Origin of the sequence: Streptomyces sp. NPDC006551 (assembly GCF_040611675.1) — a bacterium.
Lineage (GTDB): Bacteria > Actinomycetota > Actinomycetes > Streptomycetales > Streptomycetaceae > Streptomyces.
The window spans coordinates 17,280-31,928 of record NZ_JBEXOT010000027.1; the positions used below are offsets into that span (position 1 = coordinate 17,280).

The 14,649-nt window shown below is 69.9% G+C and carries 20 protein-coding genes; 1 reads left to right on the forward strand and 19 read right to left on the reverse strand.

The window, feature by feature from the left end; translation table 11 throughout:
• Positions 1 to 41: 41 nt before the first annotated feature.
• From ABZY12_RS22575 to ABZY12_RS22655, 17 genes are all read right to left on the reverse strand, one after another.
• Positions 42 to 833 carry a hypothetical protein gene (locus ABZY12_RS22575; RefSeq protein ID WP_356893030.1) on the reverse strand — a complete coding sequence of 264 codons (792 nt, stop codon included), beginning with the start codon at positions 831 to 833 and terminating at the stop codon, positions 42 to 44.
• A 106-nt stretch (positions 834 to 939) separates the two neighbouring features.
• A complete protein-coding gene (locus ABZY12_RS22580) occupies positions 940 to 1,392 on the reverse strand; it encodes a hypothetical protein (protein WP_356893032.1) in 453 nt (150 codons plus the stop codon).
• Complete coding sequence (locus ABZY12_RS22585) at positions 1,389 to 1,787, reverse strand: HK97 gp10 family phage protein (protein ID WP_356893034.1); 399 nt, start codon at positions 1,785 to 1,787, stop codon at positions 1,389 to 1,391. Before ABZY12_RS22585 ends, ABZY12_RS22580 begins: the two co-directional genes overlap by 4 nt.
• Positions 1,784 to 2,221 (reverse strand): DUF6093 family protein, encoded by a 438-nt coding sequence (locus ABZY12_RS22590; RefSeq protein WP_356893036.1) that lies wholly within the window; start codon positions 2,219 to 2,221, stop codon positions 1,784 to 1,786. The genes ABZY12_RS22585 and ABZY12_RS22590 overlap by 4 nt, the downstream gene beginning before the upstream one ends.
• Entirely contained in the window at positions 2,221 to 2,622 is a 402-nt protein-coding gene (locus tag ABZY12_RS22595) for a hypothetical protein (protein WP_356893038.1), read from the reverse strand. The genes ABZY12_RS22590 and ABZY12_RS22595 overlap by 1 nt, the downstream gene beginning before the upstream one ends.
• Entirely contained in the window at positions 2,619 to 2,822 is a 204-nt protein-coding gene (locus tag ABZY12_RS22600; protein WP_356893040.1) for a hypothetical protein, read from the reverse strand. Before ABZY12_RS22600 ends, ABZY12_RS22595 begins: the two co-directional genes overlap by 4 nt.
• A 3-nt stretch (positions 2,823 to 2,825) precedes the next feature.
• Positions 2,826 to 3,047 (reverse strand): hypothetical protein, encoded by a 222-nt coding sequence (locus tag ABZY12_RS22605; protein ID WP_356893042.1) that lies wholly within the window; start codon positions 3,045 to 3,047, stop codon positions 2,826 to 2,828.
• Entirely contained in the window at positions 3,047 to 3,892 is an 846-nt protein-coding gene (locus ABZY12_RS22610; protein ID WP_356893044.1) for a hypothetical protein, read from the reverse strand. The genes ABZY12_RS22605 and ABZY12_RS22610 overlap by 1 nt, the downstream gene beginning before the upstream one ends.
• Complete coding sequence (locus ABZY12_RS22615; RefSeq protein WP_356893046.1) at positions 3,889 to 4,218, reverse strand: hypothetical protein; 330 nt, start codon at positions 4,216 to 4,218, stop codon at positions 3,889 to 3,891. Before ABZY12_RS22615 ends, ABZY12_RS22610 begins: the two co-directional genes overlap by 4 nt.
• Positions 4,215 to 4,817 (reverse strand): hypothetical protein, encoded by a 603-nt coding sequence (locus tag ABZY12_RS22620; RefSeq protein ID WP_356893048.1) that lies wholly within the window; start codon positions 4,815 to 4,817, stop codon positions 4,215 to 4,217. The genes ABZY12_RS22615 and ABZY12_RS22620 overlap by 4 nt, the downstream gene beginning before the upstream one ends.
• A gap of 91 nt (positions 4,818 to 4,908) precedes the next feature.
• On the reverse strand, positions 4,909 to 5,310 hold the full coding sequence (locus ABZY12_RS22625; RefSeq protein ID WP_356893050.1) for a hypothetical protein: 402 nt from the start codon (positions 5,308 to 5,310) through the stop codon (positions 4,909 to 4,911).
• A 3-nt stretch (positions 5,311 to 5,313) separates the two neighbouring features.
• Complete coding sequence (locus ABZY12_RS22630) at positions 5,314 to 6,378, reverse strand: major capsid protein (protein WP_356893052.1); 1,065 nt, start codon at positions 6,376 to 6,378, stop codon at positions 5,314 to 5,316.
• Between the two features lie 13 nt (positions 6,379 to 6,391).
• Positions 6,392 to 7,126, reverse strand: a complete 735-nt coding sequence (locus ABZY12_RS22635) for a hypothetical protein (protein ID WP_356893054.1) — start codon at positions 7,124 to 7,126, stop codon at positions 6,392 to 6,394.
• A gap of 104 nt (positions 7,127 to 7,230) precedes the next feature.
• Positions 7,231 to 8,082, reverse strand: a complete 852-nt coding sequence (locus tag ABZY12_RS22640) for a hypothetical protein (protein WP_356893056.1) — start codon at positions 8,080 to 8,082, stop codon at positions 7,231 to 7,233.
• 65 nt (positions 8,083 to 8,147) lie between these two features.
• Positions 8,148 to 10,034 carry a hypothetical protein gene (locus ABZY12_RS22645; RefSeq protein WP_356893058.1) on the reverse strand — a complete coding sequence of 629 codons (1,887 nt, stop codon included), beginning with the start codon at positions 10,032 to 10,034 and terminating at the stop codon, positions 8,148 to 8,150.
• Positions 10,035 to 10,628: 594 nt separating this feature from the next.
• Positions 10,629 to 12,233 carry a terminase family protein gene (locus ABZY12_RS22650; protein ID WP_356893060.1) on the reverse strand — a complete coding sequence of 535 codons (1,605 nt, stop codon included), beginning with the start codon at positions 12,231 to 12,233 and terminating at the stop codon, positions 10,629 to 10,631.
• Positions 12,220 to 12,780 carry a hypothetical protein gene (locus tag ABZY12_RS22655; RefSeq protein ID WP_356893062.1) on the reverse strand — a complete coding sequence of 187 codons (561 nt, stop codon included), beginning with the start codon at positions 12,778 to 12,780 and terminating at the stop codon, positions 12,220 to 12,222. Before ABZY12_RS22655 ends, ABZY12_RS22650 begins: the two co-directional genes overlap by 14 nt.
• A gap of 107 nt (positions 12,781 to 12,887) precedes the next feature.
• On the opposite strand from ABZY12_RS22655, the gene ABZY12_RS22660 reads away from it, so the two are divergent.
• Positions 12,888 to 13,586, forward strand: a complete 699-nt coding sequence (locus ABZY12_RS22660) for a hypothetical protein (protein ID WP_356893064.1) — start codon at positions 12,888 to 12,890, stop codon at positions 13,584 to 13,586.
• 232 nt (positions 13,587 to 13,818) lie between these two features.
• On the opposite strand, the gene ABZY12_RS22665 is transcribed toward ABZY12_RS22660, so the two are convergent.
• Together ABZY12_RS22665 and ABZY12_RS22670 are read right to left on the reverse strand one after the other, a co-directional pair.
• Positions 13,819 to 14,454 (reverse strand): hypothetical protein, encoded by a 636-nt coding sequence (locus ABZY12_RS22665; protein ID WP_356893066.1) that lies wholly within the window; start codon positions 14,452 to 14,454, stop codon positions 13,819 to 13,821.
• A gap of 22 nt (positions 14,455 to 14,476) precedes the next feature.
• The gene (locus ABZY12_RS22670) at positions 14,477 to 14,641 is read right to left on the reverse strand and encodes a hypothetical protein (protein WP_356893068.1); all 165 of its coding nucleotides are present in this window, start codon (positions 14,639 to 14,641) and stop codon (positions 14,477 to 14,479) included.
• Positions 14,642 to 14,649 lie beyond the last annotated feature (8 nt).

Below are 14,649 nucleotides of genomic sequence, written 5' to 3' on the forward strand. Positions count from 1 at the left end.
AACACGTCGTGCCCGGCCGGGAACTGGGGGGGTGGGCGGGGTCAGCCGCCGGGGGTGGTCGTGGTGACCGTGACGGCCGGGCTGGTGCCGCCGGTGAGGCTGGCCCCGGATGCGGTCATCTGAGGCACGTCCTCGCCGTCGTACTGGCCGCCGAATGTGACCGTGACCGGGGTGTCCGGGTGCGGGCCGCCCGCGGAGACGACGTCGCCCGCCTCGACGTTGGACAGGGCCTCCAGGGCGGACTGGACCGCGGACGCCGTCGCGTTGTAGACGATGCCGGTCGTGGTCTGCCCGTCGAAGGTGAGGGTGTAGGTGCCGCCGGTCGGGGATCCGGTGATGGTGACGGTCTGGACCTCGTCGGTGCCGACGGCCGGGACGGCGACGTCGAGCGCCGGGGTGTCGGTGATCGAGAAGCGGGCGGTCCACTTCGCGGACTCGTTGTCGACGGTGATCGCGGCGCTCTTGCTCGCCACGCGGACCGGGTAGACATCCATGCTCTTGGAGGCGGGGATGTCACCCTTGCGCAGGATGATGACGTAGCCGGTGGTGCCCTTGGCGAGGGTCTCCTCTAGCGTGGAGGAGGTGTCGTCCTCGTAGAACGTCAGCGAGGAGTCGGCGGCCGAGTCGTCGCCGGGGATCTTCGAGGTGAACGTCGACTCGAGGTCCGGCGTTTCGATCTCCTGGTTCTCCAGGGCGAAGCCTTCGACGGCGGCGATCTGCTTGGTGAGCTTCGTCGCGCCGTTGAGTTCGGCGCGGGTGGGGATGTAGGCGGTGGACGCGATGGTCTCCGCGAACAGGATCTTCGTGACGCCCTTGCGGGAGAAACGCGGCATGGTGGGGACCCCTTGGGTGCTGCGTACGGCTGCTGGCGGCCACCTGTCGTGGTGGCGTCCGCGTGGGGTCCCGCCGCGGTGCGGTCGTGCGCGCCTGACCGGTGGGTCAGGCGGGGGTCAGGTCGAGCCTGAACCGCTGTACGTAACTGATGATGGCATCGGCTGGATCATTCGTTCCCCCCGGTTCGGTCTCCAGCTCACGGCCTCTCACCTTGTAGCCGGCGATGTCGAGCGGATACAGCCACAGGCCGGTGGTGGGATGGCGTTGCAGGACGACTCGGCGGGCCTTGTCCGCCATCCACTCGGCCTGATCCAGGGCCCCGGCGGAGTCGGGCTTGGCCGGGTCGGGGCCGGAGATCGAAGTCACCTGGTAGACGAGCGCGGCGTCCTCGTGTTCGTCGGCGAGCGGCGCCCCGGACAGCTCAGTCGTGAGCGCGTCGACGACGTAGTACGGCGGGGCGCTCACCCCAGCCGGGGCCTTCCCCCGCCCGACAGCCTGACCGGTGCCGGCGGCGAGCATGGCGACGAACGCGTTCGTCACGAGACGGCGGTCGATCACGCGAAGACCTCCTCGACGACCAGACCCATCTGCTCGCGCAGGACGGCGCCGATGAACGGCAGCGCGGGCTGCACGTGCGGAAACGGGGGCTGGAAGAAGTGCCGGCCGAGACTGTCGGTCATGTCGTAGAACCCGAACTCCAGGCGACGCCCCTGCGGCTTGGTGGTCCCCAGCGTGCACATCGCACCGTGCGGGATCGGCCGGTGGGCGTCCTGCCACGACGCCCGGTAGGCGCCGGTGATGACGTTGGGGCCTGGCCGACCGGATGCATTGCGGCGGATCGCGGCCACACCCTGGGCGCCGACGTGCCGCATGCGGCGCTGGATGACCGGTTCGAGTGCATCGGCGGCCGCGTCCAGGCGGTCGCCGAGCTCGTCGAGGCCGATGGTCGTCATGCGGGGCTCCGCTGCTGGTCGAGCCGGGTGATCCGTACGGCCTCGGCGGTACCCGCACTTCCCTGGTCGGCGCAAACCCAGCTGCGGCCGAGGAGGGCGGTGTTGGCCGGGTTGTGCACGGCCGTCACGGTGACGATCGCGTCTTTCGGTGGCACGGGCGCCGTGAGCGGAGTGAGGAGACGGTAGGCGGAACGGGTGGCCTGCGGCCACGGCAGGTTCGCGTCGACGACCGGGTTGGTGGGCTGCCCGGCGGCCGGCTGGACTGCACCCGGGCCCGCGTACAGCACGCTGCCCACCGGGTACTGCAGCTGCCCGGTGGTGGGGTTGAGGACGGGCTCGCCAACGCCGGGCAGGGCAACTCGGACGGTGTCGAGGAGGACGTTCTCCTCCACCCACGCGCCGATGTCGGCGAGGACGTCATCGAGGCCGGCCATCAGGTCGCCTTCCCGCGGGCCCAGTCGGCGGCCTGCGCGAGCATCGCGCGGGTCAGGGCGTACCGCTCGTCGCCGAGGTCGTCGCGGTAGAGCGCGGCCTGCTCCAGCGCCTGCGGGTCGAGAGAAGTGAGGAAGTCCGCGATGATCTGGCCCGGGTCGGGCTGTTCTTCGCCGACGACGACGTGGGCCAGGCCTTCGAAGACGGCTCCGTCGCGGTGCGGTACGGCGTAGAGGACGAGCATGGGCGGCTGCCCGAGACGCTGCTCCAGGGTGAAGGCGCGCAACTGGTCCGACAGGTCGGCGTCACCGATCTGCACGGTGGATGTGATCCCGTCGGTGGTGATGTGGACGTGGCGGGGAGTGCTGGACAGGCTCATGGGCGCGCTGGGGACCTCGTTCATCGCGTGGGTTCCTTCTTCTCTTCCTGGCGTTCCGCACGCGCGGCCTGCCAGGAGCTGATGTGGCCGATGGCGATGGCGTACCAGGACATGCCTACGAGGTAGGGGATGGATGTCTTCCACCACAGCACTGTGGGGAGCAGCAGGAGCAGCCAGACGACGAAGAGGGCCAGGTGCAGGCGTTTCCAGAACTGGGCTGACATGGGTTATTCCTCGTCCTCGTCGGCTGCTGCAGGTTCCGGGTCGGCCCGTTCGGTGTCGGAGTCGACGGCGAATCCAATCGGGGGCTTGGCCGGCTCGGGGGCGGGGCCGGGCAGGGCGTGGAACATGCGCAGGACTGCGGACTCGGCGGCGCGGACGCTGACCTTCTCGTTCTTGCCGGTCACCAGCTGCACGGTCTTGTCGGAGGTGCTCAGCGTGATGCGCATCAGGAGGGTCCTCCGAAGGCGTAGTCGGGGCGGGAGATGATGTCCGGCCTGGGGTAGAACTCGCGCTGGCAGTGGGCGTGCGCCACGGGGTGGGCGAGGGCGTCTTGGACGGTGCGCAGGGTTCCGTGGGCACGGTCGGGGTCCTGGTGATCAATCCAGCCGCAGTCCGGGCCGTCGCGGACCTCCATCCAGTCACAGCGCAGTTCGTCGGCGGCTGTGCGGATGGCGCCAGCGTTGGCGGTGGTGACGGCCTGCCAGGACAGGGCTGCTCGGGCCCACGATTCGACGGGGTGCCGGGCGTCGCCCGAGTAGATGACGGTGCCGAGCGGGTGGTCACGGGTGAGCTGGGCGCGGTCGAAGGCGGGGACGGTGAACCGGCCGATGCGGGCCCGGGCAGCATCTTGGGCGGCGCGGAGGAACGCGCGGGCGCGGCGGACGGCTTCGGCGAGGCGGCCCATGAGGTCGCTGTAGTACTGGGCGGTGATGCTGGTGATGGCGGCCTGGTGACGGGGTGTCCAGGTCCAGGCGCGGTGCGGGCGGCCTACGTGGTCGAAGGTGGCAAGGCCCCCGTCGCGGTAGGCGGCGGGCAGGTCGGTGGCGGCCCATCGTGCGGCGAACGCGGCGACGGCGCGGTCGAACGCGGCGATCGCCTGCTGGAAGACGAGGACTGCGGCGCGGATGCGGGCCGGGGCGTTGCGGCCGGGCCGGATCTGGGCGAGCGCGGCCAGGAGCCGGGTCTGGGCCGTGGTGAGGATCCGCCAGGCGGCGGTGATCCGGGTGGTGGCGTCGGCGATGAGGGACTGGAGGCGGGCGCGCAGCGAGCGGCGCCGTAGCGGGGTGGTCATCGCCGGGCCCGGGCGATGAGGTGGATGGTGCCGATGTCCCCGGCGGTCGGGTCTGCGGCCGGGTCGTCGGGGGACGGCGGCTGGCCGGACTCCAGGGCGGCGATCTGCCGCTCGTACGCCTTGATGTTCTCCGTGTAGGAGACGGCCACAACGCCGGACAGGTTGACCGAGGTGGGCTGCGTGCGGAGCTTGGCGATCCGCTCGTAGAGGACCTCGATGGCGACGGCCCGGGCGGTGCCGAGGCGGGCGTAGCGGTACTCGAGGTCGGTGAGGTCGGTGGCGGCGCCGAGTTGGGCGAGCAGCCAGGCGCGGATGGCCTCGGTCATCGGCTCACCTCGCTCTGCCCGGCCAGTTGCTCTGTCCGCTGGAGAATCGTCAGAACTCGGTGCGCGTTCTTGAAGGCGCACCGAGTCGGCAGGAACAGGGGCCAGAGCACGCCCTCCCCCGTCTGCTGGAGGTGGCGCAGACGCTCAGGGTTCTGCTGGCCGACCCGGTCCAGGACACGCGCTCGATACTCCCGGACGCTTGAGATCCAGCGAGGAAAATGGTCAGGGAGGAGGGCCTCGACGTCGTAGCCGAACACGTCGGTGAGGGACGAGTGATCCGCGTTCCCGTGCATCGACCAGAACTCCGGCTCCTCAAGCTGCCCTAGAAACGCCTCGAACGCCGCCTTCATCTCCTTGAGCGGCACCACATCGGGGTCGAGACGGTCGAGAAGAATCGGGTCCTGGAGGAGAGGAAGCGCACTCCACACCTTGCGGGGAAGTTGCTCGATGGCGACTTGGAGCGGTACGTCTGCGTTGACTGCATAGAACCGCCTTCCGTCTGCGCTGGCCATACCGAGGCTTACCAGTTGTCGCGTGGGCGAGTGCCCTGGCGCCCCGCTTACCAGCACGGTGTGAAGCTCAAGGCAGATGGCGGTCATGCGGATCCTCCTGGGGATGCAGGCCGGGAAGGGGTGGGCGAGGTACGGGCCCGGTCCGGCGCCCCCACCGGGGTCCGGGCCCGTACTCCGCTTACTGACCGCCGGTGCCCTCGGCGGCGGTCGCGGCCGTCTTCTTCGCGGCCGTCTTCCTGGCCGTGGTGCGGGCGGCCGGCTTGTTCTCCTCGACTACGGGCGCAGCCTGCTGGGTGCTCACGTCGTCGGGAGTGTGGTCCGGGTCGGTGGGGTCACCGTCGCCGGAATCGGGTCCCGATCCGTCGGCAGAGGCGCCGTCCGGGCCGTCGCCGGAAGGGCCGCCTTCGCCCTCCGTCTTGGTCTGGGTCTTCAGACGGGGCAGCTCCCCGTCGACCCACGCGGCCGGGTTCGTCACCAGCGCTGCCAGACGCGGCTCCGGGCTCGTACCCGGGGCCAGTTCGATGGTCTGGTGCGTGTCCGGGTCCTGGACGTACACGGTGCTCTTCAGCTGGGCGGCCATGGGTCACCACACCGTCGCGGCGATGTGGATGTCCGGGGTGTACATGACCGGCATCGCGGCCGCGGCGCCCTTCGTCCACACCTGGACGGGGTCGTCCTGGTAGCCGGAGGTGACGATGATGCCGGGGGCCTCTTCCCGGTCGATGGACGGGTTGCCCCCCGAGGACAGCACCATCCCCTCGGCGGTCAGACCGTACTGTGTCTCGCCCATCTGCCGGGCGTCCGGAGGGAGGAGGAAGAACATGTTCTCCGGCAGAACACGGACGTCAGTGCCGTCCTCAAGCGGGATGGTGACGTCGTAGTCGATGATCGGCGGCAGGTTGTACCGGCCGCGGACCACGTTGACCTCGTTCGGGGCGAGGACTGCGGTCGGGATCGTGGATGCGGAGTTCACGCTGCCGTAGTACGCCGCCCGGTAGGAGTCGTTGCTCATGAGCAGCGACATCGTCTTGTATGACGTGAGCGCCCGGGAGGGCCGGGGGGCGCCGCTCTTGCGGAGCACCTCGATCCAGCGCATCTCATCGCCGAGCATGTCCGCAGCCGGGTTGGTCCACGCGGTCGGCGCGGTCGGCATGTTCGCCGCCGGCACCTTGTGGTCGGCCTCCAGGGTGAGACCGTTCTCGCCGGTGAGCGTGAACTTCCCGTCGGTCAGGAGGTCGCCGGCCGCGAGCTCCATGCGGTGCTTGATGGACTCCACGTGCGCGGCGGCGTCCTGGTAGATGGAGTCGACGAGGTCCTGGCTGTCCATGCCGCGCTGGACGTTCTCCAGGATGGTCTCGAGCTCGCCGATGATGTACTTCTGGCCGAGCGGGAGGAGCTTGCCCTCGGTCGCCCAGCGCTCGATCTTCCGGGTCGCGACCCGGGTTTGGGCGTCCCACGCACGGTACGTGGCGGCCGCGATCCGGCGGCGGGAGCCGCGGGTCTGCCACTTCACCGAGTTCACGGTCCGCTCGGGGATCACGGACTGGGTGAGCAGGTAGTCGGCCGGGGTCTGGATCTCGCGGACGAACGCGTTGATCGCGGTCGGGTTGATGTCCCGCAGGAGGACCTCAAGCATGTCGTTAGGCATGGGGGGTCCCCTCTCAGACCTTGTAGACGAACTGGGTGTTGGAGCCGGCCGGGACGTCCTTCGGGTCGAAGGCGACCGGGAGCTTGGCGACGTCGATCTGGCCGTGGACCATCAGCGGCGCGCCGGCCTTGGTCGAGCCGGCGTAGAAGCTGACCTCGGTGAAGAGGAATCCGGCGAACAGCTGGGTGCCGTCCGACGCGGTCGCGGTGCCGCCCGCCGTGGTGGTGGCGACGGTGACGCCCGGGGTCGTGCCGCCGGTCAGGGAGGCGGTGGCGGTCATCTGCGCGACGTTGTCGCCGAGGTACTGGCCGCCGAAGGTGACCGTGTAGGGGCCGCCGGTGTTGCCGGTGACCGTGACGTCCCCGGGGTTGATGTTGCTGAGGCCCTCGAGCGCGGTCTGCACGGCGGCTGCGGTGGCGTTGTAGGCGATCGCCGCGGTGGTCTGACCGGAGAAGGTGAGGGTGAAGGTTCCGCCGGTCGGCGAGCCGGTGATGGTGACGGACTGGACCTCGTTGGTGACGGCTGCGTACGGCGCGTACAGGCCCGATGCAGTGATCTTGGCGAGCGGGATGCCGGACTTCAGCTTTCGCTCGGGCTGGTAGGCGGAGGCCTCGGTCCAGTGGAGGTTCTCGTCGAAGGCGGTGAGGTCGAGGGTGACGGTCTGGTTGGCCTCGATGCCGAGCATGCTCATCAGCCACGGGCGGCCGACGGCAAGGGTCTCGCTGGTGGTGTACGGCTGGATGTCCACGCCGTGACCCCTTTCGCGTGAGCGCGGGATAGGTGCGGGCACCTGGTGTGGTGCCGTCCACGGGGGTCAGGGCGTGGTCCCTCGGGTGGTGCTGGTCTTGTGGGTCAGGCTGCGTCGTCGGTGCGCAGGCCCATCTGGATGGCTCGGGCTCGGGCGGCGGCGCGGACGGCGTCCTTCCCCGATACGGGGGTGCGGGCGGGCGGCCCGCCAGCCGGGGCGCCGCCGGGAGCGGGCGGCAGGGTCTGAGGGGCCAGGGTGCCGCCGAAGAGCCCAGCCCGGCGCTCCTTGAGAGCCTCGGCGGCCGCGGTGATGGCCGCGTCGTCGGCGTCCGCGGCGATCGTGTCCTTGACGAGGGCGTAGGCGTCGTCCTGGTCGGTTTCGTACGCGCCGAGGCGGGCGAGGGCGGCACGGACCTTCGTCTCGCGGTCGAGGGCGGCCGCAGCCTGCTCCTTGGCCTCGGCGGCCGCAAGGCGGGCAGCGAGCTCCTGTTCCCGGTTGTTGAGTTCCTCGGCTCGGCGCTGCTCTTCGCTGAGCTGCGCCTTGCGAGTCTCCTCCGCATCCTTCAGGAGCTTGCCAAACTCCTTGAGGTCGAAGGTGTCCGGGTCGAAGGGGATCCCGGACGCCTCGCACAGCTCCCGCAGAGCGGCGGCACGGCCCTTCTCCTTCTCGCGGGTCATGATGACGGAGAAGCGGCCCTGGGTCATGGGCTGCCCGGTGTACTTGTCGATGAGGAGTTCCCGGTCGTCGTTGATGACGCGCTGCTCGGGCGGCGTCACGGCCGGCGCCACGGAAGGCTGGTGCTGCTGAGCGCGGGCGGCGACTTCGGCAGGAGTGGGAACGGCCACGGGCGGCGTGGCGGGGTCGCCGTTGTAGAAGACAGCGAGGGCCTCGATGCCCGTGTACGGGCGGGCCCAGGCCGAGGCGGCGGGGGTGCGGGTCTGCGCGGGGCGACGCATGAGGGCAGGTCCTCCCAAGGACAGTTCTTCAGGCCCCGCGCCTTGATCCAAGGACACCACAGATCTCACGAGTCGTTCCCCCTGCTCCCCTGCGCCGGGTCCGTGAGGGTGTCGCCGTCCTCGTTGGCGGGCGGGAGCTGGACAACCGGGGGCGCCGGGTCGGGGGTGATGTCGAGGCCGAGGAAGTCGCCGACTGCGTCGGTGGAGCCGGTCGCATCCGCGAGGAACCGGGCCTGCTCGAACTGGCGGGACTGGATCTGGGTGATCTCCTGCTCGACGTCGGCGATGGCCCAGCCGGACTCGTTCAGGGTGCGCACGGCGGTCTCCAGGGAGATGACCCCGGCCTTGTAGGCGGTGGTGACCTGCTCGAGGACGGCTGCCTTGTCGGTGGGGGTGTACGGGCCGTAGACGAGCAGGGCGGGCACGGGGCGGACGCCGGTCCAGTCGGGGTGCTGGCCGGCGATGTGGAGGCGCTGGGTGAACTTCAGCAGCAGGGCGTACTTGTGGGTGCGGGCCAGGCGCATGGAGTTGATGAGGGAGTCGAGCGGGCCGAGGGAGAGTTCCAGGGCGTAGCCGGAGGGGACCTGGGAGGGGTCCATGGTGCCGAGGGAGACGGCGGGGAGCCGGGCGATGTTCGCGGCCCGGTCGGCGAGGTCGTGGCCGTGGTTGCGGAGTTCGGCGAGCTGCGGGGAGGTGTCGAGGGCGTCCATGCGGCCGGTGTCGCCGAGCTCGAGGACCATGCCGGGGCCGACGGACAGCTGCGTCTGCCTGCCGCTGGACTGCCGCCCGGAGACGGCGATGATCGGGGAGCCGGTGGTGGCCGAGGCCTTCGCGGAGTCGGTGTCGGTGCCGGAAATCTCGTCGAAGACCTGCAGAACCTTCGCGAGGGAGGACTGGCCCCAGTGTTCCTCGGCAGGCGGGACGGTGTTGGGGACGTGGACGATCGGCAGGAAGTCGAAAAGGAGGTCGAGGTGGTCGAGGACCTCGCCTGTCGGACTGGTGGCGAAGTGGGCCTTGTCCATGGGGAGGGAGTCGACGTCGACGTTGCCCTTGAGGTCGCCGAGGTCCCAGGTTGCGTCGGTGAGGTAGCAGGTGCGGTACGACGGGCTGTCGTTCCACGGGTAGATGCGGGAGATCGCGCCGGTCTGGTCGACCTGGTCGCCGCGACTAAGGATCGGGGCGGCGGGGCTGTCGTCGGTCGGGTCGGACATCAGCGGCGCGCGGACGGGCCGGCCGGTCCGGTCGACGCCTGAGCCGGTGGCCGGGCGGATCCAGTCCAGCTCGTAGGTGATGCGCCGCAGCCGCGGCTTGAGGCCGCGCTTCTTGTCCTCGGGCAGTTCCCAGGCGAGGTGGACGCGGTCGGGGAACTCGGAGCCGTCGCCATCCTCCGGGAGGACGGGGAAGTAGAAGCCGGGGTCGTACGTACGGACACGGACGCGCTGCTTGTCAGGGTCCCAGAACAGCAGGTACACGCCGTCGCCGAGACTGACCGCCTTCCGTTCGGTCTGCAGCACCCGCATGGTGAGCAGCTCCTTCTCGGCCCAGTCCCGCAAGAGGGTCTGGACACGTTCGGCGGCCGCCGCGCTCGCCGCGGCCTCGCCGTCCGTATCGGGGTCGGCGTCGGCGCCGGGGACGACGATGTGCTGCTCGCGCCCCATCACGTTGGACACGATCGTCTCGACGAACATGGACGGGTCGCCGAACTCGCGGCGCTCACGGGCGGCCTCGCCGTCACGGATCTCGGTCAGCTCGGCAACCTGGTTGTTGTCGTAGGCCGCCAGCAGCTTGTACGCGGCCAGGCGGCGCTCGTCGGCGGCCGGCACCCACGAGGCCACAGCCTCGTGGAACGCGCGCCGGTTCGGCATCCCGAGGGAGTCGGAGAAGACCGGCTTGTAGTTGAGCCAGCCCCACGCGTCGATGATGACGTCCTTGACGCCGCTGAACAGGCCCACGGGCACGCCTCCGCTGACAGGCCCCGCGCCATGTGATCAGCGTACGGCCCACCTTCCGCTGGCATCCCCCGCTACCAAGTCCGAACCGGAGATGGGAAATTTCGGAGATCGCCGTACACGGGAGACGGCGGCGTCATATGTTCGTGCTGCGGTGACCCAGTGTCATGAGCTGATCTCTCCTTCGCACCCATCGAAGGAAGGAGAGTGATGGCTCGGCATCGTAAGCCGCGCAAGAAGAGGGCCCCGAACTGGGACGCCCTCTGGTCGCTTCTGATTTCGGCAGGCTGCAACCTGCTGATTCAGTACTACAGCGACTGAGGACCCAGCTCAGGGCCTCAACCCGGCCCCGGGGCGGCATGCCGCCTCGGGGCTTCGTCGTACCCACACCCCAGCGCACTGGTTAGTACGCTGGGTTGGGCAGATGCCAATCTACAAGGGTGGTACTACCTTGCGGGGCGTCTTAACTAACTTTGTGTCTCCTGATTAGACTCGCGAATATCTCGTGCAGACGACTTATTCCCAAGTCGTCCGTCAGGCGAATAGTGCCGAACTTGAGTCCGGCGCAGTCATGACGGATGACGTCGCTCCTGCCGCTCATCGCCTTCCGTGGAGCCGGTTGTCGCCGTACGTACCCCCCGTGACCGGCGCCGCTGCGGGGTCGGCGAGCTCGGTGAGTGCGTGTACGCCGGCGTCCATGCGGTCGGGTGAGTCCATGCCGGGGATCCAGGTGACGAGCTGGCCTTCGAAGCGGGGATGCTCCCCGACGTGGTGGACGAGTCCCTGGGCGTACAGCTGGGCGATCGGCTCGGCGCGGAGGCGTTTGCCCTGCTTGGCGTGGACTTCGATGACAGCGGGCATGAGCCGGCCCTTGGTCTCGCCGCGCTCAGCGAGTTCCTTCCAGGCCTGGGTGACGATCTGCTTGGCCATGTCGCCGCCGAAGTTGTCCTCGACGACGATGGCGTCGGCGTCGACTTCGAGGGCGAGGCGGCAGGCTTCGTGGCCCCAGGTGTCGGCGCCCATGCGGCCGGAGCGGTCGGCGACGACGTACAGGTGGCCGTCGGTGGTGCGTCCTGCGGCGATGAGACCGGTCTCGTCGTTGGTGTCGTCGGCTCCGCCGGCGTGGTCGACGGCGACGACGATGCGGGAGAGGTCGACGCCGCGGAACTGGACGGGGGTGATGCGGTGGTCGGTGATCCAGGGCCACTTCCACACGCCGCCTTCCATGGGGCGGGGTTTCTGCTGGTAGAGGGACCACCAGACGCGTTCGCCGACGGCCTTGCGGATGTTCGCGAGGGCGCGGCGGCCGTACCGCTTGGGCCACAGGGCGGCGCCGACGGGCCGGCCGAGGGGGTCGTCTTCGGTGTCGCAGATCGCGGGGAGGTCGAGGGTGATCCAGTCGGAGGTGTCCTGGCCTTCGAGGATCCGGCCGGCGAGGTCCTGCTCGTGCCACCGGGTTTGGATGACGATGATCGACCCGGCGGGTTCCATGCGGGTGTTGAGGACGGCGGTCCACCAGTCCCACAGGCGGCGGCGCATGGTCGGGGATTCGGCGTCGGCGGCGTCCTTGATCGGGTCGTCGACGATGGCGAGGTGGGCGCCCTTGCCAGTAAGTCCTCCGCCGACACCGGCGGCGACGAGGCCGCCTTCGAGCCGGTCCCCGGTCTGGGGGTCGGCGAGGTCGAACCGGCCCGCGGCTTTGGAGCCGGAGTGGAGGGCGAGTCCTATCTGAGGGCCGTAGGTGACGATCGCGTCGCGGATCCACCTGGAGTGCTCCTCGGCGAGGTCCGCGCCGTAGGAGGCGATCATGATGCGGTGGTCGGGGTGCCGTGCGAGGTACCACAGCGGCGCCCAGCGGGCGGCGCGGCGGGACTTTCCGTGCCGCGGGGGCATGGTGATGAGCGCCTTCACACGCTCGCCTCGGGCGATGCGCTTGAACAGCTGGTCGATGAGGGCGAGGTGCGGCGCCTGCATCTCTCGGCCGTCGGTGAGGATCGCGGCCATGGAGCCCGGGGAGCGCTCCAGTGCCATGGTGCGTTCGGCCGCGGCGAGAGCTGTGCGGACTTCGGGGCTGGCTCGGCGGGCGACACGGCGCCGCTCGGCCCGGTTCATCTGCCGGTAGGCCGCGGTCAGCCGCAGCAGCTGCTCGGCCTCGGAGACGACGTCCGGGTCGATGCCCGGGGCAACGTCAAGCGTCGTCATCGTCGTCCTCTTCGTCGACGTACGCCGTGTCCTCGTCCTCCCCGTCGTCGGTGAGGTCGTCGGGGTCTGGGTCGCCGGCGGTGGCGATGAGGTGGTTCAGCTCGGCCAGTCCGACCGCGTCGAGGCGTACCGCTCCCCCGCCGGGTCCAGACACCTCGGTCTTGACGGGCATGTCGAGGCCGTTGAGCTTGGCGCGGCGGTCCATGAGCTTGAGGACGACGTCGACGGCCTTGAAATCGATCTCTTCGCCGATGTAGTTGCCTTCGCGGTCGTAGACGGGACTCGGGGTGGTGGCCTTGGGCCATGCGGCCTCGAGGAGGGCGTCGAGGCGTTCGTTCTCCTGCTGCCGGTAGATGCTGACCTCGGCGGCTTGGTCGTCGCGGCGCTGGGCGAGCGCGCGGATGAGGTCCTTGGAGGCGTGGCCGGGTGAGGAGTAGCCGAGGTCGAGGATGCGCTGGTCGTCGAAGGGGACGGCTTGGCGGCGGAGCTTGACGAGGGCGGCGCGGCGTTCGGCGACTTCTGCTTCGTGTGCCTTGGACAGGGGCATGGCGGTGGGGCTCCCGCTGCTGGTCAGGCCCCGCGCCTGTTTACATGATCCCCCGGCGTGCGGGTTTCGGTCCCCCCGGTGGTGGGTGGGGTGGCATTCTGCGCGGTATGAGAAGCGTGCGTGGGGTGGGGACAGTTGCGGCTGGTGTTGCCGCGGTGGTGCTGCTGACGGGGTGCGGGGGCGGGGGTGGTGACGCGAAGGCGGAGGGTCCAGCGAGTGTGACGCCGGCGCCGACGACGGAGGCGTGGACGCCGGAACCGCTGCCGACAACACCGGAGCCGGTGTATCTGGAGGGGCCCGAGGGCGAGATCGACAAACTAGCGGACGAGAAGGGCTGGACGTACGCCGGCATCTACACGTCGGCGTCGGCGTTCGTGAAGGACATTTGTGAGTCGCTGCCGGTGAGTGCGGTTGATGGGGCGTCGCGGCCGCAGTGGCTGGCTGAGTCCGGAAACCTGGACGGCGACGGGAAGGCGATCCTGCAGGTGGGGGTCCCTAAGCTGTGTCCGAAGTGGACGGACGCTGTGAAGCAGGCGGTCTCGGGCAAGTACGACCGCTGGTACACCGGCGGTACGTATGTGGTGTCGTCGAAGCCGGCCATGGGGGAGGACGAGGAGACGATCCCGCCGGGCACGTACCAGTCGAAGGGGAAGATGGAGAACTGCTACTGGGAGCGGACGTCCGAGAGTGGGGAGATCATCGACAACAACTTCGCGACGTCGGCGCGGTCGATCACGGTGACGATCCGTTCGTCGGATGGGCAGTTCACGTCCGAGGGTTGTGCGGTGTGGAAGCCGGTGAAGTAGGCCGGGATGTGGAAGGGCCCCACCAGTCGGGGGGGGGGTGGCTGGTGGGGCCGGGAGCCGGTGCGACGGGGGGACGTACGGGCTCGCATGTGGAGTGTGGCACGGCCTGGCCTGGAAGGGGCGCGGGGACACCGGGGCTCCCAGGCCGGCCGTACGAGAATCATGCTGACGGATGAACGTCGATCTGTCTGGGGCGCTTCCCCCCTCCCCCTGGCGGCGCGGTCCCGGTTGGCTATTCGCCTGCGTGCGCGGCCCGGCGGGTTGCTGCGCCGATGAGTTCCAGGGCGTGGTCGGCGGTGCGGCTGGGGGTGCGGTTCCAGGGGCCGATGAGTCCGGTCCAGCCCTGTGTGCGGAGTTCGGTGAGGATCCAGGCGCCGGCGCGGTGCATGGTGTCGGTGGATCCGTAGCCGAGGCGGTGGGCGGTGAGGAGGGCGCCGCACAGGCAGCGGGCGCCGCGGGTGTTCCGCAGGCGGTAGGGCTGGTTCTGCCAGCCCCATTCGGTGAGGATCTGGCGGGCGTAGGCGAGGTGTACGGAGGGCCGGATGTCGCTCTGGCCGATGCGGCGCCAGGTGTGGAGGCGGTCTGGGAGGGCGGCGCCGAGGCGGCCGGGCAGGGGCCGCTCGGCGGGCGGAGTCGCGGGGAGGGTGTCGAGCGCGGTGGTGATGAGCTGTTCGACGGGGACGGTCAGCAGGCTGCGCCAGTCCCCTGCCTCGTCGCGTTGTACGGGATGTTCGGTCGCTGTACGGATCGTGGGGTCGGGGGCGGTGGCGGGCCAGCCTGCGACGATCTGCTGCCAGGCGGAGGTGTCGTAGAGGGCGGCGGCCTCGAAGTCCAGGTCGTCGGGGGTGAGTGCGGTGGTGGTCGGCATCGGTTCGGGGTCTCCATGGGGGTCAGTCCCTGTCGTCGAGGGGGATGCGGGCTGCGCGTAGGGCGCGGCGGAGCGGGCTGTGCTCTTGCGGGAGGTCGGGGTCGAGGAAGGCGACGAGGTCCCGGCCCTCGGGGAGAGGGACGGTGATCTCAAGGCGTCTGTCGGGCTGTGGCGCGGGGTCGTTCACGGGGGTTG